The following is a 25,748-nucleotide window of genomic DNA, read 5'->3' as shown; positions in this document are numbered from 1 at the left end:
ACGGAGGGGTGGTGGTCGAGGACTTCGAGGCAGCTGCCGGCGTTGTCATCACTGTGCGACGATTTACGCCAGCCGTTCAGTATGGCCGCGTTCGGAATGGTTCGCTCAGTCATGGTGCCCGTACTCCTTCGCAGTGGCCTTAAGCAGGGCCAGTGACTCCTGCATTGGCATTGCTTCGCTCAGGGCGAGATCGTAGCGATGCTGCAAATTCTGGACCACGGACGGGGAATCGTGCAGCCTACCCATCTGCCCGCCCTCGGTGTACGCGAGTGGTGGTTGGTCCTCGAACCACATCAGCGTGAGCATGCTGCCCACCAGCGGATGAAGGCCCACGTTGAACGGCATCACGTTCACGCGGATGCGTCCGGTCTCAGCGAGACGAACGACGTGCGTGAGCTGCTCCGCCATAACGCTCCCGCTCCCCACGGGACGTCGCAGCAGTACCTCGTCCAACAGCGCCCACACTACGGGCGTCACCGGATCTTCGAAGATCTTCGCCCGCTCAAGACGTGTGACAACGCGCCTGTCACATTCTTCTTCGCTCACCGGAGGGTACGCCGAGCTCAGAACCGCACGCGCGTACCTTTCCGTCTGGAGGATGCCCGGGAAGTACGCCACGGCGAACTCGCGCATCACCACTGCCTGTTGTTCGAGTACGCGCACCGCCTCGAAGTAGTCGGCGATCGACTCTTCCTCCCGCGGCAGAAAACTACTGAGCACATTCCCCGTGTTCAGCGCCACATCCAGCCGCCTCGCATCCTCCTTCGACGGCACCCTGCGCCCCGCCTCGATATGCGCGATGTGCGAACGCGTCATGACGGCCATGTCGGCCAACTGCTGCTGCGTCAGCCCCGCCGCCTCGCGCTGCTCCCGGAGCCAGTCGCCGTACTTGCTGCCCACCGGATCAACTCCCTTGTGACAAATGCTCCGTCACACGCATCCCTCTGGCGAGGCTAGCCCGCGCGACCGCACAGTGTGATCAGTTCGACACAGAAAGCGAGTTCGCGACATGGGTCACCGCTTCGTCCGCCGCCTCTTCGGGCCACTGCGCCGCCGACGCCGTCCGAGTACGGCGGCCTCCCCGCCGCCCACGCCCTACGTGCCCCGTCTCATCGCGGGCCGGGTGCCCGGCATCGGTGTGGGCGCGTGCCTGGATGCCGAGGTGGGCAAGTGACGTCCGGCGGGAACGGGGCCCGGCTGCTGCCCTGGACGGGCCACGGGGGCAAGCCCTGCCATCTCGTCACCGACGGGTCGGGGCAGATGTCCCGGATCGCCGACACCGTCGAGCGCGTGCAGGTCGGCATGGCCCACGACCTGCTCGGGCACGCGAGCGACCTGCTCGCCGACGACCGGCCGACGACCGCCCAGCTCCGGTTCCTGCTGGCCCGGATGAGCGAGGCGCTGATCGCCGTACTCCGGATCGCACAGAGCCGTGGCGCCCGCCTCCCCGTGCCCGTCCACGACGACACCGGCACCGGAGCCGAGGGCGAGGGACTCTGACACGGCCGCTCCCTCAGCGGTCGTCCTGCGGATGCCGCTCCCCCGTCGCGTACGGGTTCTCCTCGCCCTCGGCGAGCACGCCGACGAACGGCTCGCCCTCGCCCGCGAAGGTGTACGCGCCGTTCTCCAGGCGCTCCACGAGGCCCCGGGTCCACGCGGCCTCGGAGTCGGCCGTGTGGACCCACATGTTCATGATCTCGCCGATGTGACCGAGCTCGACGGGCCCGCCCTCGGGCACGTAGTGCTCGGTCACCGAGGCCCGCCACGCCTCGATCCGCCGCGAGCGCTCCTTGAGCAGGGCCACCGCCTCGGCCCGGGGCAGGTCGACCATGAAGCCGAGGGCCGCCGTCTTCATGTCCCCGCGCTGGTCGTAGGCGACCAGCGCCTCGCGCAGCAGGGCGAAGTACTCCTCGGTGCCCTGCGGCGTCACCTCGTACTCGGTGCGCGGCGGGCCGCCGGCCGTGGACGGCGCGATCTCGTGCGCGTGCAGCAGTCCCTGCTTGGCCATCTGCTTCAGGGCGTGGTAGATCGAGCCCGGCTTGGCGTGGGACCACTCGTGCGCGCCCCAGTACTCCAGGTCGCCGCGCACCTGGTAGCCGTGGGCCCGCCCGTGCTGGCGGACCGCGCCCAGCACGAGAAGACGGATCGCTGACATGCGGTCCAGGTTATTGCCGTACGGCCGCCCGCCCGGCGCTCACCCCCAGGAGGTGCCCTGCTCCAGCGCCACCAGCTCGAAGGCGGTCTTGCCGTCGAGGGTCTCCCGGATGATGTCGGCGTGGCCCGCGTGCCGGGCGGTCTCGCGGATCAGGTGCAGGCACACCCAGCGCAGCGAGACCCGGCCCTCCGGCGGGAACCAGGGGTCCGGCGGCAGCGGGAAGGAGTCGTCCAGGCTCGGCGCGGACCGGATGAACTTCTCCGTCTCGGCGGCGACCTGCTCCCAGTACGCCAGCTGTCCCGCGACCGTCTCGTCGTCGGCCAGCTGGAAGCACTCGTGCCAGTTCGACTGGTCTCGGTGCACGGCCGGCGGCTCGTGCTTCGCCCGCGCGATCCAGGCCTGCTCGACCTCGGCGACATGCTTGAGCAGGCCGCCGAGCGACAGCTCGCTGGCGCTCGGGCGGGTGCGGGCCTGCTCCTCGGTCAGCCCGAGCAGGGCCCGGCGGACGCCGCCCCGCTGCTCCTCGATGAACGCGAGCAGCGCCCCGCGCTCGTCGCCCTGTGCCTCTGCCGCTACGTGCATGACCATGACCGGCCGCCCTTCGTGGTTGCCGTCGGGACTCCCTGCCCTGACACCGACGAACGTACGGGCCATTGAGGTCAGATCCTGACCTCAATGGCCCGCCGTCGCTGAAAACGTCCGAGAGGTCAGAACGGGAAGCCGCTGCGCCCGTGCTGGACCGAGATCCACTTGACGGTCGTGAACGCCTCCAGCGTCGTCTCGCCGTTCAGGCGGCCGATGCCGGAGTGCTTCTCGCCCCCGAACGGCACGAGCGGCTCGTCGTGGACCGTGCCGTCGTTCACGTGGAACATGCCCGTGTCGATCCGCTTGGCGAAGGCGACGCCCCGCTCGATGTCACCGGTGTGGACGGCACCGCTGAGGCCGTACGGCGTGTCGTTGACGATACGGACCGCCTCCTCCTCGCCGTCGAACCGGATGAGGAAGACGACCGGACCGAAGACCTCCTGCTGGAGCAGCGCGGAGCCGGCCGGGACGTCCGTGAGCACGCTGGGCTCGACCAGGTTGCCCTCCGTGGCACCTCGCACCAGGGCCGTGGCGCCCTCGGCGAGTGCCTGCTCGACGGTGCCGGAAAGGGCGGCCGCCTGCTGGGAGTTGATCACCGGACCGATGACCGTCTGCGGGTCACGCGGGTCACCGGTCTTCAGGGTGCGGACCTTGGCGACGAACTTCTCGGTGAACTCGTCGGCGACGGAGGCGTCCACGAGGACCCGGTTGGCGGCCATGCAGACCTGGCCCTGGTGCACGAAGCGGCTGAAGACCGCCGCGTCCACCGCGTAGTCGATGTCGGCGTCGTCGAGGACCACCAGCGCGCTGTTGCCGCCCAGTTCGAGCACCGAGCGCTTGAAGTTCTTGGCGCACACGGTGGCGACGTGCCGGCCGATCGCGTCGGAGCCGGTGAAGGAGATGACCTTCGGGACCGGGTGTTCGAGGAAGGCGTCGCCGATCTCGGCGATGTCGGTGACGACGACGTTGAGCAGGCCGCCGGGCAACCCGGCGTCCTCGAAGATCTTCGCGATCAGGGTGCCGCCCGCGATCGGGGTGTTCTGGTGCGGCTTGAGGACCACGCCGTTGCCGAGCGCGAGGGCCGGGGCGACCGACTTCAGCGACAGCAGGAACGGGAAGTTGAACGGGCTGATCACGCCCACGACCCCGACCGGCACCCGGTAGACGCGGTTCTCCTTGCCGTCGGCCGGGGAGGGCAGGATCTTGCCCTCGGGACGCAGCGCGAGGTGGATCGACTCGCGCAGGAACTCCTTGGCGAGGTGCAGCTCGAAACCGGCCTTCACGCGCGTGCCGCCCAGTTCCGCGATGATCAGGTCGGCTATCTCCTGCTCGCGGTCCTCGATCAGCCGCAGGGCGCGCTCGAACACCACACGCCGCGTGTAGGGGTTGGTCTCGGCCCACTGCTTCTGGGCGCGCGCGGCGGCACGGTAGGCCTGGTCCACCTCGTCGACGGTGGCCACGGTGATCGAGGCCAGCTTCTCGTCGTCGTACGGGTTGAAGTCGATGACGTCCCAGGAGCCGGTGCCCGGACGCCACTCGCCGTCGATGTACTGCTGGGCCAGGTCGCTGAAGTAGGACGACATGTGATCCCTCAATCACTCGCGGACACAGATCCGGTCAAGGTCTGATCGCACGTCATCGTACTTATGTTTCAAGATAGTTGGAGGAGACCTCGCAGAAGATCCCGGCTCTCGTCGGGGCCGGGGCTGTCCTGCTGGAGTTCCTTCAGCGCCTGCTCGTACTGGGCGACGTCCTCGCGCTTGTCCAGGTAGAGGGCGCTGGTCAGCTGCTCCACGTAGACGACGTCGGACAGGTCGGCGTCCGGGAAGCTGAGGATGGTGAAGGCGCCGCTCTCGCCGGAGTGCCCGCCGAAGCGGAACGGCATCACCTGGAGGCGGACGTTGGGCCGCTCGGAGACGTCGATGAGGTGCTGGAGCTGACCGCGCATCACCTCGCGGTCGCCGTACGGGCGGCGCAGCGCGGCCTCGTCGAGGACGATGTGGAACTCGGGGGCGCCGGCGCCGTCGGCGAGCAGGTGCTTCTGCCGCTCCAGGCGCAGGGCGACCCGGCGCTCGACGTCGTCCGGGCTCGCGCCCGTCATGCCGCGCCGCACCACCGCGCGCGCGTACCGCTCGGTCTGGAGCAGGCCGTGGACGAACTGGACCTCGTAGACGCGGAGCAGCGAGGCGGCGCCCTCCAGGCCCACATAGGTGGGGAACCAGCTGGGCAGGACGTCGGTGTAACTGTGCCACCAGCCCGCCACGTTGGCCTCGCGGGCGAGGGAGAGCAGCGATTGGCGCTCGACCTCGTCGGTGATGCCGTACAGCGTCAGCAGGTCTTCCACGTCCCTGACCTTGAAGCTCACCCGGCCCAGTTCCATCCGGCTGATCTTCGACTCGGATGCGCGGATCGAGTAACCCGCCGCCTCGCGCGTGATCCCCCGTGCTTCACGCAGCCGCCTGAGTTGCGAGCCGAGCAGCATCCGCCGCACCACCGATCCGGGCTCTCCCGCGCTCACGTTCGCCAGCCTCCCCAACCGTCTTAGGGCCCGCAGTCTGCCACTAAAACGCTTCGCGCAGTACTCGTCCGGTTACGGAAACGGAAAGAGCTCGGCCGTTTCTGCCTGCGTCTGGCGGGAAGAGGTCAGGACCACTGGCGGCAATCGCCCTGAAGGTGGCAGAAAAAATGGCCAAGAAGCGGTACGGGCAGTGCCATTTCGGTCGCGTGCACGTGCATCTGCCCTTGCATCTGCTCTGCGCATCCGAAACCATGGTGCCGCGCCACCGCTGCATCGCAACGACCGCGAACTCTCCGGGAGTGCCTCGCATGGGAACGAATGGATCGACCATGCTCAAGCCGTTACGGCAGGGCCTTCCGCCGCTGGATCCCGCAGCCGTGTCGGACGCCGCCTCCTGTGCCCTGCCCGCCCGCTACGAAGCGGTGCGCGAGGCGCGGCGCTTCACCCGCGCCACCCTCGGCGAGTGGGACGTCGGCAACCGCTTCGACGACATATGTCTCGTCGTCTCCGAACTCGTCACCAACGCCCTGCGCCACGCGGTGCCGACCGACTCGGCGTGCTCCGCGCACGCCGCCCCGTCCGCCCGGCTGCACCTGATGCGCTGGACCGAGCGGCTGGTGTGCGCGGTGCGCGACCCGAGCCACGAGACGCCGACCCCGCGCGACTCGGACGACTTCTCGGCCGAGTCCGGGCGCGGGCTGTTCCTGGTCGACTCCTTCGCCGACAGCTGGGGCTGGCACCCGCTCGCGGGCACGCTCGAAGGCAAGGTCGTCTGGGCGCTGTTCCGGCTCCGGCCGACGGCCTGACTCGGTGCAGCACCCTGCGACGCGCAGTTTCTACGCGCGTCACCCCGGGCGCTCCGCCCACCCCGACATCGTTGCCACCGCGCGCTGCGCCGGCCCCGGCGCGTCAGCCGGCGATCAGATGGTCGAACTCGCCGTCCTTGATGCCGAGGAGCATGGCCTCGATCTCCGCGCGCGTGTAGACGAGCGCGGGCCCGTCCGGGAAGCGCGAGTTGCGCACGGCGACCTCACCGCCCGGCAGCCGCGCGAACTCCACGCAGGAACCCTGCGAATTGCTGTGCCTGCTCTTCTGCCAGGCCACTCCGTCCAGCTGCGTGGCAGCCATGCCGTTGTACACGTTGCACACGTCGTACCCCCCGTACACGCCGTCAACGTCGCGGTCCACAGGTCGCTCCCCGCTGGTGCACTGGCTGGTGTGGCCATGGATGCTGTAGTCAACTGACCCGGATCATAACCCCGTTCACGTGCAGATGCATGAGCAAATGCACGTGCACGCGCGGTGTTCCCATGGTTACAGCTTTGACGTTCGCTTTACCCGCCGGGAAGACGCCTGTGTCACCGAAGCCGTTCGAGCGTCTGCCCCAGAGCAGGCAGGACATGCCCCCGCCATCCCCCGTCCATGATCTTCCGCGCCGTCATCTGAGCCGGGGCGTCCGGATCGAACCCTTCGTGCACTAGGAACAGACGCGTTCCGCGCCCTTCCTGTTCCAGGGTCCAAGTGATCGTCCAGTCGGCCCGGTTGGCCGGATCGGCGTCCGCCCAGCGGACGGACAGCATCCGCTCGATGTCGTAGGCCAGGACCCGCACCTCCACGACGCCCGAGAAGTTGGAGTTGGGACGCGGGACGGAGGTCATCCGGTACACGTGCCCGACCTCCAGCCGGAAGCCCTCGGCTCCGGGCATCTGCCACTGCACGAGCAGATCGGGGTCGGTCAGGGCACGCCAGACCTTGGCGGGCGGGTGCGGGAAGAACTGGTCGACGCGGACGGTCGTCAGGTCGTCATCGGGTTCGGTGCTCATGACCGGTCATCGTCGGGCATGCGGTCGAGCAGATCGCCGAGGCCCTTCAACCGCTCGCGCCAGAACCGCTCGTACGGATGGAGCCAGTCCTGCACCTCGGCGAGCGGGGCGGCTTCCAGGCGGTAGATGCGCCGACGCCCGGAGCGCTGCTCGGAGACGAGGCCGGCCTCCCGGAGCACCCTGAGGTGTTCCGAGAGGCTCGGGCGGCGCATGTCGAAGTGGTCCGCGAGGTCCTGGACCGGCTGGGGCCCACGCTCGCGCAGCAGCCGCAGCACCTCGCGGCGGGTGGCGTTGGCGAGCGCGGCGAAGACGCGGTCCTCGGCGGCCGCGGCGGTCCCGTTCATCGACTGGTCAGAAGCCTTCCTTCTCCGTCAGCAGCATCAGACCGTTGCCGTCGGGGTCCGCGAAGGAGGCCATGCGCCCCCAGGGCAGCTCGTCCGGCCCCTGCACGGGGATCCCGGCCGCGGCGAGCCGGGCGCAGTCCGCGTCGACGTCGGTCGTGACCAACATGATCCCCCGCGCCGAGCCGGGCTCGAAATCGCCCATGCCCGGGCCGGAGAGCGTGAAGACGGTCTGCGCCCCTTCGGGGGCGACCTGGAGCCAGCGGCCCTGGGGCATGTCCCGGTCGACGGTGACCGTCAGACCGAGGACGTCCCGGTAGAAGCGCAGGGCGCGATCCTGGTCGGCGACGGGAAGCGTGACGAATGAGGCGTGCGTGATGGTCATGGCCGAAGAATAGGTAGGCAATTCCCTACGCGTCAACCGTAGGGAATTACCTACCCATAGGAGTCCATCTGCGGATTCTCACCTGCTGGAGTACGGCAGCAGCGCCATCTCCCGCGCGTTCTTGATCGCCTGCGCCAGCTGTCGCTGCTGCTGCGCCGTGACCCGGGTGACCCGGCGGCCGCGGATCTTGCCGCGGTCGGAGAGGAACGTGCGCAGCAGCTCGGTGTCCTTGTAGTCGATGTACGTGATCCCGGCCTGGTCCAGGGGGTTCGGGCGGGTGCGGGGCGTGCGGTCGGGCTTGCGGGACATCAGATCTCCAGCAGGGTGTCGAAGGCGGGCGGGAGCCGCTTCCAGGCGTCGCGGCCGGCGGCGTACTCCGCGTCGGTGAGCAGGCAGGTCTCCAGCAGGTGCGCGAGCCCGTCGCGGTCCAGCCCGGGCGAGGTGAAGACCAGGTGGTTGCAGCGGTCGCCGTGCTCCGGGTGCCAGTCCAGGGCGGCGGCGGCCCGGCGCACCGGCGGCACCAGCTCCCAGGCGGCGTCCGGCAGCGCCGCCAGCCACGGCCCCGCGCTCTCCACGCACAGCGCACCGCCCGCCGCGTCCCAGTGCAGGAGCACGTCGGGCTTGTCGGCGAGCCAGAACCGGCCCCGGCTGCGGGCCGCGGCGCAGGTCAGGTCCTCCAGCGCCGCGTACAGCCGCTCCGGATGGAAGGGCCGGCGGCGGCGCCAGACCAGCGTCGAGACACCGTGACCGTCGGCCTCGGCGGGCAGGCGAGCACAGGCCGGATGCTGGGCCGCTGCGGCCGCCTCGACATCGAACCCGGCGAGGGCGGCGCGGGCGAGGGGGGCCTGAGCGGGAGGCGCGGGGCTGAGTGGGTCCTGCGGCCGCTGTCCTTCCGGGGCTTGTGGCTCCGGTGCACGTGCAGCTGCTGGTTCCGGTGCAGGTGCGGCGCCGTCGGGCGACAGGAGCGGAGGTGGGGCCGGGGTGCCCGCCAGGGTGCCGTGGCCGATCGGGACCTGGCGGGCGGTCGGGTGGAGCTGTGCGAGCAGCTCGCGGTCCTCGTCGTCGGCCTCCGGGGAGTCGGCGACGGCGAGGACGGGGGCGTACTCCAGCTGCCGGGCGAAGGTGTCGGCGACCGTGCGCCGGTCGGTGGCCGCCGCGGCGAGCCCGGCCTCGGCGAGGTCGTCGCCGTTGCCGAGGTAGGGCAGGACCAGCGCCGGGTCGACCGCGGTGATCACGGACGTGACGGTCAGCCCGCCGGACACGATCACCTCGGCCATCGCCTTGGGCTCGACCGAGTCCCACAGCTCCACGACGGCGAGCCGGGTCGCGCCGTCGGCGGCGAGCCGGCGCAGCTCGGGCACCAGGTCCTCGCGCAGCGCACAGCACGCGCAGTCGTCGACCAGCGGCGTCTCGCCCGAGGACAGGGCCCCGTCGCGGTCGCGGACCGTGCGGACGACCGTGCCGGAGGCGGCCGTCGCCAGGTCGTGGTGGAGTACGACACTGCCGGGCACGTCGGCCAGCAGCCGGTCGACGGCCGCCCTGCGCGCGTCGGCGTGCAGCCCGCCGACGACGGCCACCGCCAGGCTCACGCGCCGCCCCGCTTCCCGTACCGGCGCTCGAAGCGCTCCACGCGCCCGGCGGTGTCCAGCACGCGCGCGGTGCCGGTGTAGAAGGGGTGGCTGACGTTCGAGATCTCGACGTCGACCACCGGGTAGGTGTGACCGTCCGTCCACTCGATCGTCTTCCCGCTCGCCCCGCTCACGAGCGTCGAGCGGGTGAGGAAGGCGTGGCCGGCGGCCCGGTCACGGAACACGACGGGCCCGTAGTCCGGGTGGATTCCCTTGCGCATGGCGGCGGTTCAGCGCTCCTCTCGGAAGTCGGCGTGCCGGCCGGCGACCGGGTCGTACTTGCGCAGCGTCATACGGTCCGGGTCGTTACGGCGGTTCTTGCGGGTGACGTAGGTGAAGCCGGTCCCGGCGGTGGACCGGAGCCTGATGACCGGGCGGAGTTCGTTGCGTGCCATGCTGCTATCTTACCGAAAATGAAATCCATTACGAACTACGTCTGAGGAGAGCTGCGTCACCATGTCCGCGCACTGCATGCTCACCGGAGCCCGGCCGGGCTTCGGCAACCGCGTCTCCCACTCCCACCGGCGCACCTCCCGCCGCTTCGACCCCAACATCCAGAGCAAGCGCTACTGGCTTCCCGGCGAAGGGCGGTACGTCCGGCTGCGGCTGAGCGCGCGAGCCGTGAAGACCGTCGACGCGATCGGCGTGGAGGCGGCCGTGGCCCGGATCCGCGCCCGGGGGGTGCGGGTCTGATGGCGAAGAAGAGCAAGATCGCGAAGAACGAGCGCCGCAAGGAGATCGTGGCCCGGTACGCCGCCCGGCGCGCCGAGCTGAAGGAGGTCGTCCGGCGGCCGTCGTCCTCGGACGCCGAAGGGCTCGCCGCGCAGCGCGAGCTGCGCCGGCAGCCGCGGGACGCGAGCGCCACGCGCGTGCGCAATCGCGACCAGGTGGACGGCCGTCCGCGCGGATACCTGCGCGCCTTCGGCCTGTCCCGGGTGAGTGTGCGCGAGCAGGCTCACAACGGATTCCTGCCCGGAGTCCGGAAATCCTCCTGGTAACGGCTGGTAGCTTGCTGCGGGCCGCCCGGCCGAGGGCGGCCGGCCGCTACAGCTTGGGAGCTTTTCCGGTGACTTCTGCGAGTGCAAGGGCTGCGAGGACCGCGAGGGCCACGAAGGTTGCGCCCGCAAGGGTGCGGACCGCCGTCGTGGCCGCGGGGCTGGTGGGTGCGCTCGCCGCGCTGACCGCGTGCAGCGGGGGCGGCAGCGACAAGAGCGCCGCCAAGACGACGCCGAGCGCCACCGCGACCCCCTCCTCGTCGTCGCCGTCGAGCTCCGCGGCCGTGACGGGCGCGTCCGGCAAGCTCCAGGGCAGCTGGGTGACCACGAACGGCGGCAAGATCGTGGCGCTGGTGATCAGCGGGAAGAAGGCCGGGCTCTTCGTGACCGGCCAGAAGGCGTGGTGCGCGGGCGCCGCGGGCGAGGAGTCGGGGATGCAGATGATCCATCTGACCTGCCCCGACGGCAGCAAGGACCGGGGCACCGGCATGGTCGACTCGGTCGACGCCAAGTCCCTGAAGGTGACGTGGTCGGGCAAGGCCGGCCAGGAGACGTACTCCAGGGCGGACGGCGGCACGCTGCCGACCGTGCCGACGCCCCACCCGAAGAAGAAGTGACCCCGACGGCGGGGCCGGTCCGGTGGGATGCGGTGCGGCGCGGGTCCGGTGCGTTGACTTCGGGCGCTCGACCCACCTGAAGTGGTGATTCCGGAGGGGTGGGCGAACAGGGCCGGGCCGCAGGCGCCATGATGCAGGGGCACCGTCACGACCTCGATGGGACCTGCTCATGCGCGCCATTCCGCTCACCGTCACCGCCCTCGCCGCCGCCCTGCTGCTGACCGCCTGCAACGGCGGCGGCAGCAAGAGCAGCGCCACCAGCGGCAAGAACAGCTCGGCCTGCGAGATCGGCAAGGTATCCGTGCAGATCGGGTCGGCGAGCGTGGCCCCGGGCGTCGGCGACACGGGCGAGATCCCCGTCAGCCTCACCAACCAGAGCGCCCCCTGCACCCTGGACGACTTCGCCGGTGTGGTGCTCGGCGCGGGCGGCACCGAGGCCAAGGTGCCCGCGCTCAAGGGCGCCAAGGCCCAGAAACTGAAGCTCAACAAGGGCGACTCGGCGACCTTCACGATCACCTACGTGCGCGGCAAGGCGGGCGACAAGACCGGCCTGGACGCGAAGACCGTGAAGATCACCCTGCCCGGCACCAGCGCCTCCCACGGCTTCCCCTGGTCGTACGGCCCCGTCGCCGAGCAGGGCGGCGCCCCGAACGCCTCGGTGAGCGCCTTCCAGCAGGTCGGCGACTGACGGCTGCCCGCCGCGCCCCGCCGGAGGCTCACCCGCGCAGGTTCACCCACCCGGGTTCATTCGAGCCGGGGGCGGGAGCGGACCTGCGCCCGGTCGGCCGCCCGGGCGCCCTCCGTCCATCCGGCGGCGTCGCTCACCCCGCGCAGCCGGGTCGTGGTGGTCTGCGGGAACATCCGCTCCATCTGGTCCGTGACGGCTGTCTCCCGGGTGGCCAGGACCGGCAGCAGATCCTGGCCGACCTGGCTCTCGGCGACGGCCGCGAGCCGATCACCCACGCGGTGGGCGTAGGCCGCGAGGAACGACTGCCGGAAGGTCTTCGTCCGCTTGCGCCCGCCCGCCCGCTGCGCGGCCTCCGCCCTGGCCATCGCGTGCGTGGCCTGCACGAGCAGCGAGGTGTAGAGCAGTTCGACCGCCTCCAGGTCCGCCTCGAAGCCGACGATTGTGGAGAAGCCCAGCGGTTCGTTCCACACCGCGCGGCAGTGGTTCGCGCCCGCCACCGCGTCCAGCAGCACCGCCTTGGCCTGCTCGTACGGCGGCTCGACCCCGATCCGGCAGGCCCCGGGCGCGTCCGGCGCGGGCGCCTCGGCGGCGAGCAGCGCCTCGTCGACACTGTGCCGGGCCATCAGCTCCTGCGCCTTGGCGCTCAGCGCCTCCGCCTCCTCCGGATACCCGGTCGCCTCGGCCTTGGCGAGCAGCGCGCGGATCCGGGCGAGCATGCGGGAGGCCTGCGGACCGGCCGCGCGGCGGGGCTCGTCCTGCAGCGGCTCCAGGGCGGGCAGCCGCAGCAGCAGGCGGTACAGCTCCAGTGCGGTCGTGGCCTGCGAGAAGCGGTCGGTGTCGCGCGCGGACGCCTCGGGCAGCTCCGCCAGCTGGGCGGTCCACCGGCGCCCGCGCGCCCGGTCCCGTCCGGCCTGCGCCCGGATCAGCGCGGCGGCCAGGCACACGTGCGCCTCCGCCAGCTCGCGCCGCACCAGCCGTACGACATCGGCGGGCTGCCAGCCGCGCTGCCAGGCCGTCACGACGAACTCCTCGCCGCGCCGCGCCAGTTCGGCATCGGCGGAGGAGTCGGCGGCGAGCAGGGAGGCGCCCGTGTCGAGCCCGGTGTCGGTGTCGTCGTACAGCGCGGCCCGAAAGGCCCGCTCGACGGTGCTGGCAGTGCTGGTCACGCCATCGATCGTGCCATGCCCCACCGACAGCGGACCGAGCTTCGTCCACAGCCTGTGGATAAACATCGGGGTGATGCTCGGGCAGTCGCAAGCCGGAAGCCGGGCGGCTGGGCGGCTGGGCGGCTGGGCGGCTGGGCGGCTGGGCGGCTGGGCGGCTGGGCGGCTGGGCGGCTGGGCGGCTGGGCGGCTGGGCGGCTGGGCGGGACCACGGTAGTGGCCGAGGGGCGCCGGGGCCGGGAGGGCGCCACCCCCGGCCACCTGTCCGCCCGTCCACCCGTCCACCCGTCCACCCGTCCGTGGGTCCGCCCGTCCGCCCGCCCGTCGGCCCGTCGGCCCGTCGGTCCGCGGGTCCGCGGGTCCGCGGGTCCGCGGGTCCGCGGGTCCGCGGGTCCGCGGGTCCGCGGGTCCGCGGGTCCGCGGGTCCGCGGGTCCGCGGGAAAACTGGACTGTCAACCATCGGTTGACAGTGACGAGGGCGCAACCTACGGTTGACACATGGCGACCAACCCGAACATCACGGCATTCGTGCGCCTCGACGACCTCATCGAGGCCATCAAGAAGGTTCACCCCGAACCCCTCGACCAGCTCCAGGACGCGGTGATCGCCGCCGATCACCTCGGTGACGTGGCCGACCACCTGATCGGCCACTTCGTCGACCAGGCCCGCCGCTCCGGCGCCTCCTGGACCGAGATCGGCAAGAGCATGGGCGTGACCCGGCAGGCGGCCCAGAAGCGCTTCGTGCCGAAGGAGTCCAACGACCTCGACCCCAACCAGGGCTTCAGCCGCTACACCCCGCGCGCGCGGAACGTGGTCGTGGCCGCGCACAACGAGGCGGTGGCGGCCCACAACCCGGAGGGCCGGCCCGAGCACCTGGTCCTCGGGCTCCTGGCCGAGCCGGAGGGCCTGGCGGCGAGGGCGATCATCGACCAGGACGTCCTGCTGGACTCTGTACGGCAGGCCGCGACCGCCGCACTCCCGCCCGCTTCGGACGACATGCCCGACCTGATCCCCTACGGCTCCGAGGCCAAGAAGGCCCTGGAGCTCACCTTCCGCGAGGCGCTGCGCCTCGGCCACAACTACATCGGCACCGAGCACATCCTGCTGGCGCTCCTGGAGCAGGAGAACGGCGAGGGCGTACTCAGCGGGCTCGGCATCACCAAGGGCGGGACCGAGAAGTACATCGCCAAGGTGCTGTCGCTGATGACGGACCAGAAGATCCCGGGGACCGGCGGGACGGCGGACGATTCGCCCGCCACCGAGGACTGAGACCGCCGGCCCGCCCGAGGACGGCCGGCGCGTCCGAGGACCGCTGCCGTCGACAGACCTCTGCCGTCGGCCCCTCGAAAGGATGAAACTGCAGGTCGGACGGATTGTCAGACCTGGCTGTCAGACTCGCACCATGACCGACCGGTGGGCACTGGCTCCGGCCGAGGACGGTGGCGTGGACGTCGCCCCCCTCGGCCCGGACGGGCTGCCCTCCGGGCCGGTGCGGCGGGAGAGCGATCCCGCAGGGGCGGTGCGGAGCCGCCCGGAGGTGACACGCTGGGTGTGGCGGTCCACCCCCGAGGTCTACCCGCGTCTGCTCGCCACGGGGGTGCGAGTGGAGCGGTGCTACGACATCGAGGACGCCGAGACACTCCTGCTGGGTCACGAGGGCCGGCACGGCGAGCCACGCTCGGCCGCCGCCGCCCTGGCCCGCCTCCGGGGCGGCCCCGTACCGCCCGACCCACCACTGCGCGCGGCCGAACCGGGCGCCCAGTCGCCGCTGTTCGAGCCGATGGGCACCCACCTGCCCCTGCCCGACCTCCTCGCGGTCTACGCCGAGCAGTTGCGACGGCACGCGCGCACGGCCCACCCCGACCGGATGCGGCTGCTGACGGCCGCCGAGTCGGCCGGGATGCTGGTGGCCGCCGAGATGAACCACGCGGGCGTGCCCTGGAGCGCCGAGGTCCACCGCGAGCTGCTGCACGGCCTGCTGGGCGAGCGGTACGCGGGCGGGGGTGAGCCACGCCGCCTCGCCGAACTGGCCGACGAGGTGTCCGCGGCCTTCGGCCGCCGGGTGCGCCCCGATCTGCCGGCCGACGTGGTCAAGGCCTTCGCCCAGGCCGGGATCAAGGTGCGCTCGACGCGCCGCTGGGAGATCCAGGACGTCGACCACCCGGCCGTCGCCCCCCTGCTGGAGTACAAGAAGCTGTACCGCATCTGGGTGGCCCACGGCTGGTCCTGGCTCCAGGACTGGGTGCGCGACGGCCGTTTCCGCCCCGAGTTCCTCGCCGGCGGCACGGTCACCGGGCGCTGGGTGACCAATGGCGGGGGCGGGTTGCAGATCCCCAAGGTGATCCGCCGGGCCGTGGTCGCCGACCCCGGCTGGCGGCTGGTGGTGGCCGACGCCGACCAGATGGAGCCGCGCGTGCTCGCCGCGATCTCCCGCGACCCCGGTCTGATGGAGGTCGCGGGCCGCGAGAGCGACCTCTACCAGTCGGTCTCCGAGCACGCCTTCTCCGGCGACCGCGACCAGGCCAAGCTCGCGGTGCTCGGCGCGGTCTACGGCCAGACCTCCGGCGACGGTCTGAAGAACCTGGCCGCGCTGCGCCGCCGCTTCCCGAAGGCCGTCGCCTACGTCGACGAGGCGGCCCGCGCGGGCGAGGAGGGCCGGCTCGTGCGCACCTGGCTGGGCCGGACCTGCCCGCCCGCCGCCGGCTCCGGCGAGGACGCGGCGGAGGAGGCGGGCATCCCCCTCGGCGAGGACGACGGTGAGCCGACGCCGGCGGACGGCCAGGCCTGGGTCCCCGGCTACGCCTCGACCAACTCCCGCGCGCGGGGCCGCTTCACGCGGAACTTCGTCGTCCAGGGCAGCGCCGCCGACTGGGCCCTGCTGATGCTCGCCGCGCTCCGCCGGGCCTGCGCGGGTCTCAAGGCCGAGCTGGTCTTCTTCCAGCACGACGAGGTGATCGTGCACTGCCCCGCCGAGGAGGCCGACACCGTCGTGGCGGCCATCCGCGCCTCGGCCGACCTCGCCGGACGGCTGACCTTCGGCGAGACACCGGTGCGGTTCCCGTTCAGCACGGCGGTGGTGGAGTGCTATGCCGACGCCAAGTGAGCACTGGTCAGGACCCGTTGGGCCGGTCCCCCCCCGATCACCTCGATCCGTTCAGTCTGTTCTGCCTGTTTGATCCGGTCGGTCCGGTCGTCCCTCGGCGAGCAGGGCGCGCAGTTCACCGAGCACGGTCTGATCGTCCGTGCCGTCCAGCGCCGTGAGGGCCGCGCGCCAGGCGTCGTACGCCTCCGGCCACCGCCCCCGCTCGCGCAGCAGCAGCCCGTACTGGTGCCGGGCGAGACCGCCGATGTACCGGTCGGCGCGGGCGTCCGCGCGCCGCAGCAGCTCGGCGCACTCCCCGTCCGCCCGCTCGGTCTCCCCCAGCAGTCGCAGCGCGCGGACCAGGCCGAGCCGGGTCTGGGACTCGCCGTGCCAGTCGTCGGCGCCGCCGAGGATGCGCAGGCTCTCCTCGAAGTGCCCTGCCGCGGCCGCCGGTTCGCCCAGGGCGAGATGCGCATAGCCGATGTTGCAGTGCGACGTGTGCCGCACGATGACCGCGCCGATCGCGTCCCCGATCGCCAGCGAGCGCCGGTGCTGCTCGATGGCGGCACGCGGGTCGGTGTGCTCGTAGAGGTTGCCGAGATGTTGGTGGGTGACGGCCTCGCCGTAGGGGTCGTTCAACTGCCGCGAGCACGCGAGACTCTGTCGCAGCGCCTCCTCGGACTCCTCGAACCGCCCGAGCCCCTCCAGCAGCAGCCCCCGGTTGTTCAGGCAGCGCCGGACCCGGGAGGCCGTGCCGAGCCGCCGCCAGATCTCCAGGGAGCGGTCGGTGAGGGCGAGGGCCTCCTTCTTCCGGCCGGTCAGAAAGTGCAGGCCCGAGAGGTCGCCGAGGGCGTACGCCTCTGCCGCCGCGTCCCCGAGCCGCCGCGCCGCCCCGAGCCCGGCCCGCCCCAGCACCTCCATCTCGGCGAAGCGCCCCCTGCGCTGGATGCACGGGAAGAGCAGCCGCACGAGCACGGACAGATACGCGGCCCGGTGCAGGTCGGCCGTCTCCGCGTTCCGCGCCACCAGGGTGACCACGTTCTCCAGCTCCACCTCCCCCCACTCGAAGGCCTCCTCGGCGGACCCGAAATACCCCAGCCCGGCCACGTCGGACGCGTGTCCCGCCGGCTGCGCGGAGGTCGCCCGCCGCCGGTCCTCCAGATCGAGCCCGGGCTCCACGATCGCCTCGATCATCCGCTCGGCGACGGCGGCGTACCAGCGAAGGGCGGCCAGGTCGGGGGAGACGGTTTCGGCTGCCTCGGCAGGTGAGCCGGTGTCGGCCACGGCGTCCGGTGTCCCGTCATCGGCATCCCGTTCCAGGTCGGCGAGTTCGCGGGCGAAGTCGCGGACCAGGTCGTGCGGGGTGTAGCGGCCGTAGGCGGTCTCCTCCAGGAGGGCGACGTCGACCAGGCGGTCGAGGGCGGCCTCGGCACGGCGCGCGTCGGTGCCGGTGAGGCGGGCGATCAGCGGGGCGCCGTAGGTCGGCAGGTCGAGTGCGCCGAGGCGGCGCAGCGCGAGGGCCGCGTCCCGGTCGGCCTCCCGCCCGGCGGCGGCGAGCGCGTCGTGGGCGACGGCCAGGGAGCGCCGGACACTCAGGTCGTCGTATTCCAGATGGTGCAACCGGCCGCCGGTCTCCGCCAGTTGACCCGCCAGCACCTCGGGGGTGAGGGCGCGGCGGGCGGCGAGCCGGGCCGCGACCACGCGCAGCGCCAGCGGGAGCCGCCCGGTCAGCTCGACGAGCGGGTGCCCGGCGTCCAGACCCTCCCGCCCGCTCACCGCGCGCAGCAGCGCCGCGCTGTCCTCGGCGGTCAGCGGGGTGAGCGGGAAACGCCGGGCGCCGTCGAGCGCGGTCAGCGGTGAACGGCTGGTGACGATCACGGCGCAGCCGGGCCCGGCCGGCAGCAGGGGCCGTACCTGGGCCGCGTGCGCCGCGTCGTCCAGCACCAGCAGGATGCGGGCCGGGGCGAGCAGCGAGCGGAGCAACGCGGCTGCGGCGTCGGGGTGTTCGGGGATGCCGCGGGGCTCGACACCCAGGTCCCGGAGCAGCGCGGCGAGGGCCTGTACGGCGGTGAGCGGGGTCATGCCGGGGGTGGCGCCGTGCAGGTTGACGTAGAGCTGACCGTCGGTGAAACGTTCCCGCAGCTCGTGTGCGACGTGCAGGGCGAGCGCGCTCTTGCCGACGCCCGCCATGCCGCTGATCACGGCGACGGCGGGGGCCGGGGCGGGCGGCTCGGTGAGCGCGCGCCGCAGCTCACGGAGCGCGTCCGTACGGCCGGTGAAATGGGCCGGCGGAGCGGGGAGCTGGGCCGGGCGCGGAGTCTGCCGAGCCGCCGGCCCCACTCCCGGCTCCCGCCCGTCCCCGAGCGCCCCCGCACCCCCCTCGCCGCGCTCCTCTCCGTACTCCTCGCCCTGCCTCTCGCCCTGCCTCTCGCCCTGCTCCCCGTCCTGTTCGCCCTCCCCCTCCTCGGCGACGGCCTCGACGGGCCTGTCGCCGTGCCCCTGCCGACGGTCCGTCACCGCGGCGTCCGCCTGCTCCCCCTGCCGGCCGCTCCCCCGCAGCACCTCGACGTGCGCCGCGCGAACCACCGGGCCCGGCTCGATGCCGAGTTCCTCGATCAGGCGGGCCCGCAGATCGCGATGGACGGCGAGGGCCTCGGCCTGGCGGCCGGTGCGGTGCAGGGCGAGCATGAGCTGACGGTGGTACGCCTCGCGCAGCGGATGTTCGGCGACGAGCGCGGCCAGCTCCGGTACGAGCACCGCCAGCCGTGCGCCGCCGAGGGAGAGTTCGGCGTCGTAACGCCACTCCAGCAGGAGCAGCCGCGCCTCCTCCAGGCGCTGCACCAGCGCGTAGCCGCCGAAGTCGGCGGGGAGCCCGCTGAGCGGGGTGCCGCGCCAGAGCGACAGCCCGGACGTGCACGCCCGTACGACGCCCGGCCACTCCCGCCGGGCGTGCGCGGCCCGCGCCTCGGCGACGCGGGTGTCGAAGACGTGCACGTCCAGCTCACCGTGCTCGACACGCAGCACGTACCCGGGCGGTACGGCCCTGAGCCGCTCGGGGTCGTCCAGGAGCCGGCGCAGCCGCGTGACGTGGTTGTGCAGGGACGCCTGCGCGGAGACGGGCGGCGCCCCGCCCCAGAGGGCGTCCTTCAGCGACTCGACCGACACGACCCGGCCCCCCTCCAGCAGCAACGCGGCCAGCAGGGCGCGCACTTTGGGGCTGCCGATGGCCCGGACACCGCTGTCGGGGAGGTCGTCGAAGGCCTCGCCGGAAAGAACACCAGGAGTCTCGTACGACGACGGCTCGTGCGCCGTCTCGTACGGCGGCCGGTCGTACAGGCCCGGTGGTCCCAGCAGCCCGAACCGCAGCCCGCACCGCCGCATCACGCCGCTCCACTGCCTCCCCGCGCGGTCGGGGCCGACCGCACTCCGCGGCGGGCGCACGCCCGCCGTTCCCTGGCGGAAATCCGCCCTGCCCACAACGGTTTCCCGCCACCTTCTGCCGACCGAATCTGCCCTGGTCGGCCCGGGATCGGCTCCGGATCGGGCTGTCCGACGACCGGCCTTCCGTATGCTCGGCGAGTTCCGGCCACCCGGTTCGCGGACTTCCGGCGAACCGTTGGCCACATATTAGCGATCCGTTGGCGAGTCCTGATGTGATCACTTCATCGGATCCGGCTCAACGGCGCGCGCGTGTGTCGCGTAACTCGGGGGAGTGTCGCCGCAGGCTGGATCCGGGGACGCGGGGGCCCCGGTCGTCGGAGGTGAACGACCGGGGCTCCGTCCCGTCCTCTCGGAAGCTCCCGGCCGACGCCGCCCACCGCTCAGATCACGGGCGGGCGCCCCAGCTTGCTGAGCCGCCACACCGTCCGCCAGCGCATGGGCCGCCGCTCACCGGCCGGCTCCCGCAGGCCCTCCACGAACCCGGCGAGCCAGGCCTTCAGCCCTGCCGGGGAGCGGGTGCGGGCGAGAGTGAGGAGGGTCCACACCCCGAGGTGCACGGGGACGAGGGGCAACGGCAGCCGGCGGCGGACCAGCCAGACACGGTTGCGGGCGTTGACGCGGTAGTAGATGGCGTGCCGGGCGGGCGAGGTCTTGGGGTGCTGGAGCAGCAGCTGCGGGGCGTAGAGGATCTTCCAGCCGGCGTCCGCGGCGCGCCAGGCGAGGTCGGTCTCCTCGTGCGCGAAGAAGAACTCGGCGGGCCAGTCCCCGGTTTCGGCCAGCATCGCCATGCTGAGGGCGTGCCCGCCGCCCAGGAACCCGGTGACGTACCCCCCGCGCAGCGGGTCCGACTTCCCGACCCGGGGCACATGCCGCTGCTGCGTCTCGCCGTGCTCGTCGGCGATGCGGAACCCGACGATGCCGAGACGCGGATCGGCGGCGTACAGGTCCCGCACGCGGCGCAGCACATCGGCGTCGACGAGCAGTCCGTCGTCGTCCAGCTCGACGACGATGTCGACGTCCCCGAACGCGCGCAGCCGCGCGAGGGCCACGTTCCGGCCGCCCGGACAGCCGAGGTTCTCCTCGACATCGATGGTGGTGACCTCACCGGGCAGCGAGAGCCGACCGGCGAACTCGGGCAGCCGGCAGCCGTTGCCGACGATCACGATGCGGGCGGGGGCGAGATCCTGCTTGGCCACGGACTCCAGCAGGGCGTCGACCTCGGCGGGCCGGTTGCCCATCGTCACCACGGCGACGGCGATCCTCGGCTCCACCACGTCCTTCACCCCATCCGGCCGACGGCGGCGCCCCACCCTGACCGCGCGGCGCTCTCCCCGTTCACCAAGATGTTGCCTCAGCTCCGCGGGTTCACCCGATCCGGATTCACTTTGCGGCCCCTTTGCTCCGCTTTTGTCGGCACCTTCCCGCGACGTCCGAGCGGAAACGACGAAACCCCGGATCGGAAGCGATCCGGGGTTCCCATGGAGCCGCCTTCGGGATTCGAACCCGAGACCTACGCATTACGAGGTCTCTCAAGGCGCCCCCGTCACCAGCATGTTGACGCATCCGGGGCCGTGACCTGCACGTTTGGCGTCTCGGACTGTCTTCGGCTATCTCGAACAATCTCACACCTACGTGTACGGCATGTGTACGGCTACTCGGGCGCCCGGTTGTACTTCGCGATCGTGCTCTGTGCGGTCGAGGCGTCCTGAAGGGACAGCTCCCACGGCCCGGTGTTGATGTCCATGTCCTTGCCGAAGCCGACCCACTTGCCGGCCATGCGGGTGCCGGTCGGCTCGATCAGCATCTGAATCGCGCCGTGGTAGCGGGCTCCCCGGTAGTAGCCATCCTCGGCGGTCTGCTCGACCCACGTGCCGGTGATGACGCTGCCGTCCACCGTGAGGTCGAGGGTGAGCGGCGAGTTCGGGTTGCTGGAGCCGTTGGGCAGCGAGCGCGCGGTGAGCCGGTTCCCGTGCTGCAAGAGCACCACATAGTGCTGCCCTATGAAGCTGTTGTCCCGGCCGCTGGAGAAGTACTCGTACCGCGACAGCCACACTCCCGAGTAGTTGGCGCGCGGCGAAACCTGGGGGGTAGGGCCGGCGGCGGGCGGGGCGACGCCCTCGGCGGACGGCTGGACGTCGTGGCCGCCGTGCCCGTCTCCCGCGACCCGCGCGAGGGGTACGGCGGTGGAGAACCCCAGAGACTCGATGGGGAGCCCTGTGACGACCTCCAGGGCCCGCGCGTACAGCGGCCGCGGGGCGCCGGTGGTTCCGGCCTCCCAGCGCTGTACGAGCCGCTTGTTCGCGTCGTTGGGCTGGCCGGCGCGCTCTCCGGCGTCGCGGATGGCGCGGGCGAAGTCGTCCTGACTCATGAGCATGCCCAAGCGGACCGCCCGGAGTGTGGCGTTTGGTGTGGTCATGTGAGCCAGCGTAGTGCCAACGTCGCCGGAATGTCGCCCCGTTTGCCGTCGTTTTGACGCCCTCTAGGTCGCCGCGCAAGGCGACACTTCGGCGTCACGGTAGAGCGGAACGCTCCGCAACACCCCTGTCCACCTGCGGCGGAACGCCATTCTCGGAGAGGGTATTCACTTTGGATACCAGGGTATGTATTGTGAGGTCACCGGCTTCCGAAGCGGAAGCGGCCCCGCCTGGTGTTACCAGCACCGTGGCGAGGCCTGACGGATCTACCTGCCAACACAGGAGAACCGCTATGGCACAGCTTGCCATGCCCGCCCCGTCCGTCGACCACCTGATGGACGCGCCCCTACAGCAGCTCGTCGAGGAGCTGCACATCACCCTCAAGGAAGCCCCGATCACCGACCCGGGCTTCACCGGCTACGCGTTCGTCGACAGCCGCGGCGTGGTCGTCGCGATGCCCGCCGGCCGCTCGGAGCTGGAGACGGATTGCATCGCCCGGTTCCTGATCGGCAGCGTGTTCCACGTCGACGGCATGCCGCCGCTCCCCGACCTGTACGAGGTCACCGAGGTCACGAAGGCCACCAACGACATCCTGTGCCCGTCCGACGGTGCCGCGTGAGCGCCGCCCGCACGGTGACCGTGCACACCGCCGACCATGGGCCGGTGACGCTGCCGGAACCGTTCTGGTGCCTCGGCGAGCACCCGGCCGAGGGCTACCGGGAGGACGTCGAGCACCGCGGCGAGGACATCGTGCTGACGGTGCCGACGCCGTGCCACGGCGAGGTGGAGCTGACGACGCTGGCGCTGGTGCAGCGGCCGTTCTCGCCGACCGACCCGCAGGTGCGGATGTCGGTTGAGCTGGACGGCGACTGGCACGAGCTGTCGCCCGCCGGCCTGGCCGCGGTTGCTGACTCCCTCGTGGCGCTCGCCATGGGCCCGCTGCACCGCTGCGTCGAGCGGCTGCGGCTCCTGGAAGGCGGCCAGTCATGAGGGCCGAACGTGAGCTGCTGCAGGCCGTGCTGGAGGCGATCGCCATCCCGCACCCGGCCACGGTCGGCGACAGCGAGGTGCATGGCCGGATCCTGTGCGACCGCGTCATGGACGCTCGGGTCGCCCTGGAGGGCGTCCTCCAGCGTGGCGACGATCCCGGATGGTCCGCTGACTACCTGCGGTCCCGGCTCGCGCAGAAGCCGGCCGCCGGATACCGAGCGGCAGGTGATCTGTCGTGAGCAGCCCGCGCGAGGTGCTGACCGAGGAGCAGCGGGCGTACTTCGACTGCCGCCTCAAGGAGCTGCATGGCAGCCGCTGCTTCTACTGCCGCCGGAACTTCCGGAAGCGGCCGATGCGGCGCAAGACGTTCGACCACTACATCCCGCACCGGATCTGGCCCGGCTGGCAGATCGAGAACCTGGTGCTCGCCTGCGAGGCCTGCAACCTGGCGAAGGGCGCCGCGCTGCCGTGGCCGCTCGTGTGGCTGCTGCTGAACACCTTCTATCGCTGCGACGCCTGGGAGCTGGCCGCATGAGCGCCAACCGTGTCCGCCGCCCGACCGAGGACGCCGCCCTGTCGAGGGCCCGCCAGCCGGAGTACCGGCTCCCGGCCGTCCTCGCCGACATGACCACCGCGAACCGACTGGACGACCGCGAGGGCCTGCTGCTGCTCGCCTGCCGAGCCGTCCGCGCAACCTCCCGAGGGGTGGGGGAATGACCATCAACACTGCAGCTCGTATCGCAAGTGCTCCCGGCGTCGTGCACTGCCCGCCGTGGTGCGTCATCGACCACTCCGAGGACGCGCACCTGCTGCGCTTCCCGGGTGACCGGGACGTAATTCACCGGTCCGCGTTCACGTACCTGCGGCCGGACGGGGCGCTGTCCGACGAGGGGCCGTGGGAGCTGGCCGCGCAGCTGGCGTCCCCGGAGCTGGCCTACGCCCCGACGACCCTCGTCGTCGACCTCGGCGAGTCCCTGGGCTCCTACGCGGAGTTGACCGAGGAGACGGCCGATCAGTTCATCCGCGACCTGAAGACGTTCACCGCCCGCGTGCAGCAGCTGCGCGACCAGATGGCCGAGGCCAGCAAGGAGCAGCAGTCATGACGATCTCTCTGGAGTCCCTGGCCGCGGTGCCGTCTGTGCTGTCGCCCGTCGAGCAGCACAGCGTCGTCGACCCCTACGAGGAGCCGCACTGCGTCCTCGGGCTGCGTGTCGTCGTCACCCGCGACCAGTTGGCGGCGGCGCTTGAGGACGCGGCCACCAACCACTTCGGGGAGCTGACGGACCCGGACGGCTGGACGGTGGAGCAGATCCGCTACTTCGCCGAGCACCGGATGCTCTGCATGTCGGCGCTGGAGCTCCAGCAGGGCGCCGAAGCGATGGCGGACATGGCGTCCCCGGACGCCGGTGACGTGTCGCTGCAGTGGTACATCCACGGCGTGTACCGGGCCGTCGACCGCGCCTTCCCGAAGGCCGCGTAGGCGCCCATCGCCCCGCAGCGTGCTGCTCAAATGCCCCCCTCTCCGGAGGGGGGTTCGGGAGGGCCTGGATCGCAGGTGGAATCCCTAATCAACGAGTCTCCGATGGCTGGTGGAATCCCTAAAGGGTGGGCACTCAGCGCACCCCCTCCGGGCCCCTCGGATGGCTGGTCGAATCCCATCCACCCCCCTGCCGTGAGGGCCGCGTTCGCGCAGCGTGTTACCGATCTATCCCGCCTCGTTCGCGGGCCGCATCGACTGCAGGTCGCGATCCAAATGAACGGCCCCTCGGGAGCGCTGCGCCGCAGCGTGCAAACCAAATGCCCCCGCCCCTCGACGGCGGCCCGCGTCGGCTGCCGCCGACCCCCTACCGCCCTTTACCCGCAAGGCCTCCGAGCCCTTTACGCCCAAGGGGTGTAGCCGTCTGGCGCACCCGTCGACAAGCCGCTTCCCGCAAGGGCGGGACGCACCCGAGAGGACCCCCGTGAACCTGTTCCGCAAGGACCCGACGAAGACCCCGCTCGGGCCTCCCAGCAACCGCGACGACTGCACCGACTGCGGCGGCCCCTACGACATGTACGCGCTGCGCGACGAGGTCTGGTTCGGGCTGGCCCGTGCCCGCTCCAACACGGTGCTGTGCATCCCGTGTCTGGAGAAGCGGCTCCAGCGCCGGATCACCGCCGGCGACCTGAAGCCGGAGGCGGCCGTGAACGCTCCGGACGACCCGCGCTGGCCCAAGACTGCCGTGTACCGGGACCGGGCCCGCGGCTGGACGTACAAGCCGTACTAGCGGCTGCCTGCTACACCCGAGGCCCCTGGCCCGTGCCCGACGTAACCGGGCGCGGTACGGGGGCCTTCGGCGTCTTCCGGGTGGCTGGTGCCCTCTTTGCCCCGTCTTGCGGGGTGGCTGGCGGGTGGATTCCATCCGGCTGCCATCCACCCTCGGAGATCAACTATCCGCCCCGCAAGACGGGGCATTCCGGGCGGTCGCCGGGTGGTCGAGGCTAGCGTTATGCGTGGTATACCCGGTCTGTCGGGTGGTTGCCGGGTGGTCGACGATCTTCGGGGGGTGGTCGGCCGACCGGGTAGCCAAGATCGGCGACCACCCGCCAGACCTGGGCAAAGTATCTGATAACCAACCTGCTACCACCCGGACGACCGGGTGCAGCGGAAGATCCAACTAGACCAATCCAGGTGCCGCTTTGCCCCGGTATGTGAACTGCTCGGCAGGTGCTCACGACTGCTCGGGCCTGCTAGACCGCAGGTCGGAGCGCTGCCCGCGCCGCTCAGGCGTCTGCTCAGCGCTGCTCAAGATCGCTAACTGAGCAGCGCCCTAGCGATCATGGCGACTCTCTGACCTGCGGTCTAGCAGCGTGAGCAGCGCTGAGCAGCGCCCTGATCGGTAGGGTATGTGGCGGTTTACTCACTCTAAGTCTGATGGTTCGT

At 71.6% G+C, this 25,748-nt stretch carries 34 protein-coding genes; 17 read left to right on the top strand and 17 right to left on the bottom strand.

Annotation, left to right across the window (positions count from 1 at the left end; all coding sequences use genetic code 11):
• Positions 1-105: 105 nt before the first annotated feature.
• Complete coding sequence (locus ACZ4MF_RS07050; RefSeq protein ID WP_467490528.1) at positions 106-900, bottom strand: helix-turn-helix domain-containing protein; 795 nt, start codon at positions 898-900, stop codon at positions 106-108.
• Positions 901-1,009: 109 nt separating this feature from the next.
• Here ACZ4MF_RS07050 and ACZ4MF_RS07045 point away from each other — a divergent pair, with 109 nt between their 5' ends.
• Complete coding sequence (locus tag ACZ4MF_RS07045) at positions 1,010-1,174, top strand: hypothetical protein (protein WP_358655171.1); 165 nt, start codon at positions 1,010-1,012, stop codon at positions 1,172-1,174.
• Entirely contained in the window at positions 1,171-1,500 is a 330-nt protein-coding gene (locus ACZ4MF_RS07040; RefSeq protein WP_467490526.1) for a hypothetical protein, read from the top strand. The genes ACZ4MF_RS07045 and ACZ4MF_RS07040 overlap by 4 nt, the downstream gene beginning before the upstream one ends.
• A gap of 13 nt (positions 1,501-1,513) precedes the next feature.
• On the opposite strand, the gene ACZ4MF_RS07035 is transcribed toward ACZ4MF_RS07040, so the two are convergent.
• The 4 genes from ACZ4MF_RS07035 to ACZ4MF_RS07020 form a co-directional block, all read right to left on the bottom strand.
• Positions 1,514-2,155: a PadR family transcriptional regulator gene (locus ACZ4MF_RS07035; protein ID WP_467490524.1), complete on the bottom strand. Its 642-nt coding sequence runs from the start codon at positions 2,153-2,155 to the stop codon at positions 1,514-1,516.
• Between the two features lie 39 nt (positions 2,156-2,194).
• The gene (locus ACZ4MF_RS07030; RefSeq protein ID WP_467490522.1) at positions 2,195-2,743 is read right to left on the bottom strand and encodes a DinB family protein; all 549 of its coding nucleotides are present in this window, start codon (positions 2,741-2,743) and stop codon (positions 2,195-2,197) included.
• A gap of 119 nt (positions 2,744-2,862) precedes the next feature.
• The gene (locus ACZ4MF_RS07025; RefSeq protein WP_467490520.1) at positions 2,863-4,323 is read right to left on the bottom strand and encodes an aldehyde dehydrogenase family protein; all 1,461 of its coding nucleotides are present in this window, start codon (positions 4,321-4,323) and stop codon (positions 2,863-2,865) included.
• A gap of 68 nt (positions 4,324-4,391) precedes the next feature.
• Positions 4,392-5,222 carry a helix-turn-helix domain-containing protein gene (locus ACZ4MF_RS07020; RefSeq protein ID WP_356029394.1) on the bottom strand — a complete coding sequence of 277 codons (831 nt, stop codon included), beginning with the start codon at positions 5,220-5,222 and terminating at the stop codon, positions 4,392-4,394.
• Between the two features lie 365 nt (positions 5,223-5,587).
• Between ACZ4MF_RS07020 and ACZ4MF_RS07015 the strand changes: the two genes are divergently transcribed.
• On the top strand, positions 5,588-6,064 hold the full coding sequence (locus ACZ4MF_RS07015) for an ATP-binding protein (RefSeq protein ID WP_467490518.1): 477 nt from the start codon (positions 5,588-5,590) through the stop codon (positions 6,062-6,064).
• A gap of 103 nt (positions 6,065-6,167) precedes the next feature.
• On the opposite strand, the gene ACZ4MF_RS07010 is transcribed toward ACZ4MF_RS07015, so the two are convergent.
• From ACZ4MF_RS07010 to rpmG, 8 genes are all read right to left on the bottom strand, one after another.
• Positions 6,168-6,446 carry a DUF397 domain-containing protein gene (locus ACZ4MF_RS07010; RefSeq protein ID WP_071373266.1) on the bottom strand — a complete coding sequence of 93 codons (279 nt, stop codon included), beginning with the start codon at positions 6,444-6,446 and terminating at the stop codon, positions 6,168-6,170.
• A gap of 170 nt (positions 6,447-6,616) precedes the next feature.
• Entirely contained in the window at positions 6,617-7,081 is a 465-nt protein-coding gene (locus ACZ4MF_RS07005) for an SRPBCC family protein (RefSeq protein ID WP_467490516.1), read from the bottom strand.
• Positions 7,078-7,425: an ArsR/SmtB family transcription factor gene (locus tag ACZ4MF_RS07000; protein WP_356029273.1), complete on the bottom strand. Its 348-nt coding sequence runs from the start codon at positions 7,423-7,425 to the stop codon at positions 7,078-7,080. Before ACZ4MF_RS07000 ends, ACZ4MF_RS07005 begins: the two co-directional genes overlap by 4 nt.
• A gap of 7 nt (positions 7,426-7,432) precedes the next feature.
• Positions 7,433-7,807: a VOC family protein gene (locus tag ACZ4MF_RS06995; RefSeq protein ID WP_467490514.1), complete on the bottom strand. Its 375-nt coding sequence runs from the start codon at positions 7,805-7,807 to the stop codon at positions 7,433-7,435.
• A gap of 78 nt (positions 7,808-7,885) precedes the next feature.
• Positions 7,886-8,116 (bottom strand): 30S ribosomal protein S18, encoded by a 231-nt coding sequence (gene rpsR / locus ACZ4MF_RS06990; RefSeq protein WP_362821678.1) that lies wholly within the window; start codon positions 8,114-8,116, stop codon positions 7,886-7,888.
• A complete protein-coding gene (locus ACZ4MF_RS06985) occupies positions 8,116-9,396 on the bottom strand; it encodes a CobW family GTP-binding protein (protein WP_467490512.1) in 1,281 nt (426 codons plus the stop codon). The genes rpsR and ACZ4MF_RS06985 overlap by 1 nt, the downstream gene beginning before the upstream one ends.
• Entirely contained in the window at positions 9,393-9,656 is a 264-nt protein-coding gene (locus ACZ4MF_RS06980) for a type B 50S ribosomal protein L31 (protein ID WP_467490510.1), read from the bottom strand. The genes ACZ4MF_RS06985 and ACZ4MF_RS06980 overlap by 4 nt, the downstream gene beginning before the upstream one ends.
• A 9-nt stretch (positions 9,657-9,665) precedes the next feature.
• Entirely contained in the window at positions 9,666-9,830 is a 165-nt protein-coding gene (gene rpmG, locus ACZ4MF_RS06975; RefSeq protein WP_467490508.1) for a 50S ribosomal protein L33, read from the bottom strand.
• Positions 9,831-9,891: 61 nt separating this feature from the next.
• Between rpmG and rpmB the strand changes: the two genes are divergently transcribed.
• The 4 genes from rpmB to ACZ4MF_RS06955 all read left to right on the top strand — a co-directional run bounded on the left by rpmB (position 9,892) and on the right by ACZ4MF_RS06955 (position 11,735).
• On the top strand, positions 9,892-10,128 hold the full coding sequence (rpmB, locus tag ACZ4MF_RS06970; RefSeq protein ID WP_362821680.1) for a 50S ribosomal protein L28: 237 nt from the start codon (positions 9,892-9,894) through the stop codon (positions 10,126-10,128).
• Positions 10,128-10,433 carry a 30S ribosomal protein S14 gene (rpsN, locus tag ACZ4MF_RS06965; RefSeq protein WP_467490506.1) on the top strand — a complete coding sequence of 102 codons (306 nt, stop codon included), beginning with the start codon at positions 10,128-10,130 and terminating at the stop codon, positions 10,431-10,433. The genes rpmB and rpsN overlap by 1 nt, the downstream gene beginning before the upstream one ends.
• A 131-nt stretch (positions 10,434-10,564) precedes the next feature.
• Positions 10,565-11,047 carry a hypothetical protein gene (locus tag ACZ4MF_RS06960; RefSeq protein ID WP_467490504.1) on the top strand — a complete coding sequence of 161 codons (483 nt, stop codon included), beginning with the start codon at positions 10,565-10,567 and terminating at the stop codon, positions 11,045-11,047.
• A 169-nt stretch (positions 11,048-11,216) separates the two neighbouring features.
• Positions 11,217-11,735 (top strand): DUF4232 domain-containing protein, encoded by a 519-nt coding sequence (locus tag ACZ4MF_RS06955; RefSeq protein ID WP_467490502.1) that lies wholly within the window; start codon positions 11,217-11,219, stop codon positions 11,733-11,735.
• Positions 11,736-11,791: 56 nt separating this feature from the next.
• On the opposite strand, the gene ACZ4MF_RS06950 is transcribed toward ACZ4MF_RS06955, so the two are convergent.
• Positions 11,792-12,901, bottom strand: coding sequence for a DUF2786 domain-containing protein (locus ACZ4MF_RS06950; RefSeq protein WP_467490500.1), 1,110 nt, complete (start codon positions 12,899-12,901; stop codon positions 11,792-11,794).
• A 495-nt stretch (positions 12,902-13,396) separates the two neighbouring features.
• On the opposite strand from ACZ4MF_RS06950, the gene ACZ4MF_RS06945 reads away from it, so the two are divergent.
• Both ACZ4MF_RS06945 and ACZ4MF_RS06940 read left to right on the top strand, forming a co-directional pair.
• Positions 13,397-14,167 carry a Clp protease N-terminal domain-containing protein gene (locus tag ACZ4MF_RS06945; RefSeq protein WP_467490498.1) on the top strand — a complete coding sequence of 257 codons (771 nt, stop codon included), beginning with the start codon at positions 13,397-13,399 and terminating at the stop codon, positions 14,165-14,167.
• A 133-nt stretch (positions 14,168-14,300) separates the two neighbouring features.
• Positions 14,301-16,001 carry a bifunctional 3'-5' exonuclease/DNA polymerase gene (locus ACZ4MF_RS06940; RefSeq protein ID WP_467490496.1) on the top strand — a complete coding sequence of 567 codons (1,701 nt, stop codon included), beginning with the start codon at positions 14,301-14,303 and terminating at the stop codon, positions 15,999-16,001.
• 51 nt (positions 16,002-16,052) lie between these two features.
• Here ACZ4MF_RS06940 and ACZ4MF_RS06935 read toward each other — a convergent pair whose 3' ends face one another.
• The 3 genes from ACZ4MF_RS06935 to ACZ4MF_RS06925 form a co-directional block, all read right to left on the bottom strand.
• On the bottom strand, positions 16,053-19,361 hold the full coding sequence (locus ACZ4MF_RS06935; RefSeq protein ID WP_467490692.1) for an AfsR/SARP family transcriptional regulator: 3,309 nt from the start codon (positions 19,359-19,361) through the stop codon (positions 16,053-16,055).
• Between the two features lie 440 nt (positions 19,362-19,801).
• A complete protein-coding gene (locus ACZ4MF_RS06930; RefSeq protein ID WP_467490494.1) occupies positions 19,802-20,695 on the bottom strand; it encodes a glycosyltransferase family 2 protein in 894 nt (297 codons plus the stop codon).
• Positions 20,696-21,072: 377 nt separating this feature from the next.
• The gene (locus tag ACZ4MF_RS06925) at positions 21,073-21,837 is read right to left on the bottom strand and encodes a helix-turn-helix domain-containing protein (RefSeq protein ID WP_467490492.1); all 765 of its coding nucleotides are present in this window, start codon (positions 21,835-21,837) and stop codon (positions 21,073-21,075) included.
• A gap of 290 nt (positions 21,838-22,127) precedes the next feature.
• Here ACZ4MF_RS06925 and ACZ4MF_RS06920 point away from each other — a divergent pair, with 290 nt between their 5' ends.
• The 8 genes from ACZ4MF_RS06920 to ACZ4MF_RS06885 all read left to right on the top strand — a co-directional run bounded on the left by ACZ4MF_RS06920 (position 22,128) and on the right by ACZ4MF_RS06885 (position 25,092).
• Entirely contained in the window at positions 22,128-22,454 is a 327-nt protein-coding gene (locus ACZ4MF_RS06920) for a hypothetical protein (protein ID WP_467490490.1), read from the top strand.
• On the top strand, positions 22,451-22,825 hold the full coding sequence (locus ACZ4MF_RS06915) for a DUF6907 domain-containing protein (RefSeq protein ID WP_467490488.1): 375 nt from the start codon (positions 22,451-22,453) through the stop codon (positions 22,823-22,825). The genes ACZ4MF_RS06920 and ACZ4MF_RS06915 overlap by 4 nt, the downstream gene beginning before the upstream one ends.
• Positions 22,822-23,064, top strand: coding sequence for a hypothetical protein (locus tag ACZ4MF_RS06910; protein WP_467490486.1), 243 nt, complete (start codon positions 22,822-22,824; stop codon positions 23,062-23,064). Before ACZ4MF_RS06915 ends, ACZ4MF_RS06910 begins: the two co-directional genes overlap by 4 nt.
• Positions 23,061-23,360, top strand: a complete 300-nt coding sequence (locus ACZ4MF_RS06905) for an HNH endonuclease (protein WP_467490484.1) — start codon at positions 23,061-23,063, stop codon at positions 23,358-23,360. The genes ACZ4MF_RS06910 and ACZ4MF_RS06905 overlap by 4 nt, the downstream gene beginning before the upstream one ends.
• Positions 23,357-23,542 (top strand): hypothetical protein, encoded by a 186-nt coding sequence (locus ACZ4MF_RS06900; RefSeq protein WP_467490482.1) that lies wholly within the window; start codon positions 23,357-23,359, stop codon positions 23,540-23,542. Before ACZ4MF_RS06905 ends, ACZ4MF_RS06900 begins: the two co-directional genes overlap by 4 nt.
• Positions 23,539-23,928, top strand: coding sequence for a DUF6907 domain-containing protein (locus ACZ4MF_RS06895; protein WP_467490480.1), 390 nt, complete (start codon positions 23,539-23,541; stop codon positions 23,926-23,928). Before ACZ4MF_RS06900 ends, ACZ4MF_RS06895 begins: the two co-directional genes overlap by 4 nt.
• Positions 23,925-24,305 carry a hypothetical protein gene (locus ACZ4MF_RS06890; RefSeq protein WP_467490478.1) on the top strand — a complete coding sequence of 127 codons (381 nt, stop codon included), beginning with the start codon at positions 23,925-23,927 and terminating at the stop codon, positions 24,303-24,305. The genes ACZ4MF_RS06895 and ACZ4MF_RS06890 overlap by 4 nt, the downstream gene beginning before the upstream one ends.
• Positions 24,306-24,786: 481 nt before the next feature.
• Complete coding sequence (locus ACZ4MF_RS06885) at positions 24,787-25,092, top strand: hypothetical protein (protein WP_467490476.1); 306 nt, start codon at positions 24,787-24,789, stop codon at positions 25,090-25,092.
• The last annotated feature ends 656 nt before the right edge of the window (positions 25,093-25,748 follow it).

Source organism: Streptomyces sp. NPDC025793, assembly GCF_055558375.1.
This window is presented reverse-complemented; position numbering and strand designations above follow the sequence as displayed.

Coding starts and splice junctions, on each gene's coding strand:
- ACZ4MF_RS07045 (WP_358655171.1), top strand. CDS start 1,010: ATGGGTCACCGCTTCGTCCGCCGCCTCTTCGGGCCACTGCGCCGCCGA.
- ACZ4MF_RS07035 (WP_467490524.1), bottom strand. CDS start 2,155: ATGTCAGCGATCCGTCTTCTCGTGCTGGGCGCGGTCCGCCAGCACGGG.
- ACZ4MF_RS07030 (WP_467490522.1), bottom strand. CDS start 2,743: ATGGTCATGCACGTAGCGGCAGAGGCACAGGGCGACGAGCGCGGGGCG.
- ACZ4MF_RS07025 (WP_467490520.1), bottom strand. CDS start 4,323: ATGTCGTCCTACTTCAGCGACCTGGCCCAGCAGTACATCGACGGCGAG.
- ACZ4MF_RS07020 (WP_356029394.1), bottom strand. CDS start 5,222: ATGCTGCTCGGCTCGCAACTCAGGCGGCTGCGTGAAGCACGGGGGATC.
- ACZ4MF_RS07015 (WP_467490518.1), top strand. CDS start 5,588: ATGCTCAAGCCGTTACGGCAGGGCCTTCCGCCGCTGGATCCCGCAGCC.
- ACZ4MF_RS07005 (WP_467490516.1), bottom strand. CDS start 7,081: ATGAGCACCGAACCCGATGACGACCTGACGACCGTCCGCGTCGACCAG.
- ACZ4MF_RS07000 (WP_356029273.1), bottom strand. CDS start 7,425: ATGAACGGGACCGCCGCGGCCGCCGAGGACCGCGTCTTCGCCGCGCTC.
- ACZ4MF_RS06995 (WP_467490514.1), bottom strand. CDS start 7,807: ATGACCATCACGCACGCCTCATTCGTCACGCTTCCCGTCGCCGACCAG.
- rpsR (WP_362821678.1), bottom strand. CDS start 8,116: ATGTCCCGCAAGCCCGACCGCACGCCCCGCACCCGCCCGAACCCCCTG.
- ACZ4MF_RS06980 (WP_467490510.1), bottom strand. CDS start 9,656: ATGCGCAAGGGAATCCACCCGGACTACGGGCCCGTCGTGTTCCGTGAC.
- rpmG (WP_467490508.1), bottom strand. CDS start 9,830: ATGGCACGCAACGAACTCCGCCCGGTCATCAGGCTCCGGTCCACCGCC.
- rpmB (WP_362821680.1), top strand. CDS start 9,892: ATGTCCGCGCACTGCATGCTCACCGGAGCCCGGCCGGGCTTCGGCAAC.
- rpsN (WP_467490506.1), top strand. CDS start 10,128: ATGGCGAAGAAGAGCAAGATCGCGAAGAACGAGCGCCGCAAGGAGATC.
- ACZ4MF_RS06955 (WP_467490502.1), top strand. CDS start 11,217: ATGCGCGCCATTCCGCTCACCGTCACCGCCCTCGCCGCCGCCCTGCTG.
- ACZ4MF_RS06945 (WP_467490498.1), top strand. CDS start 13,397: ATGGCGACCAACCCGAACATCACGGCATTCGTGCGCCTCGACGACCTC.
- ACZ4MF_RS06940 (WP_467490496.1), top strand. CDS start 14,301: ATGACCGACCGGTGGGCACTGGCTCCGGCCGAGGACGGTGGCGTGGAC.
- ACZ4MF_RS06935 (WP_467490692.1), bottom strand. CDS start 19,361: ATGCGGCGGTGCGGGCTGCGGTTCGGGCTGCTGGGACCACCGGGCCTG.
- ACZ4MF_RS06925 (WP_467490492.1), bottom strand. CDS start 21,837: ATGACCACACCAAACGCCACACTCCGGGCGGTCCGCTTGGGCATGCTC.
- ACZ4MF_RS06920 (WP_467490490.1), top strand. CDS start 22,128: ATGGCACAGCTTGCCATGCCCGCCCCGTCCGTCGACCACCTGATGGAC.
- ACZ4MF_RS06910 (WP_467490486.1), top strand. CDS start 22,822: ATGAGGGCCGAACGTGAGCTGCTGCAGGCCGTGCTGGAGGCGATCGCC.
- ACZ4MF_RS06900 (WP_467490482.1), top strand. CDS start 23,357: ATGAGCGCCAACCGTGTCCGCCGCCCGACCGAGGACGCCGCCCTGTCG.
- ACZ4MF_RS06895 (WP_467490480.1), top strand. CDS start 23,539: ATGACCATCAACACTGCAGCTCGTATCGCAAGTGCTCCCGGCGTCGTG.
- ACZ4MF_RS06890 (WP_467490478.1), top strand. CDS start 23,925: ATGACGATCTCTCTGGAGTCCCTGGCCGCGGTGCCGTCTGTGCTGTCG.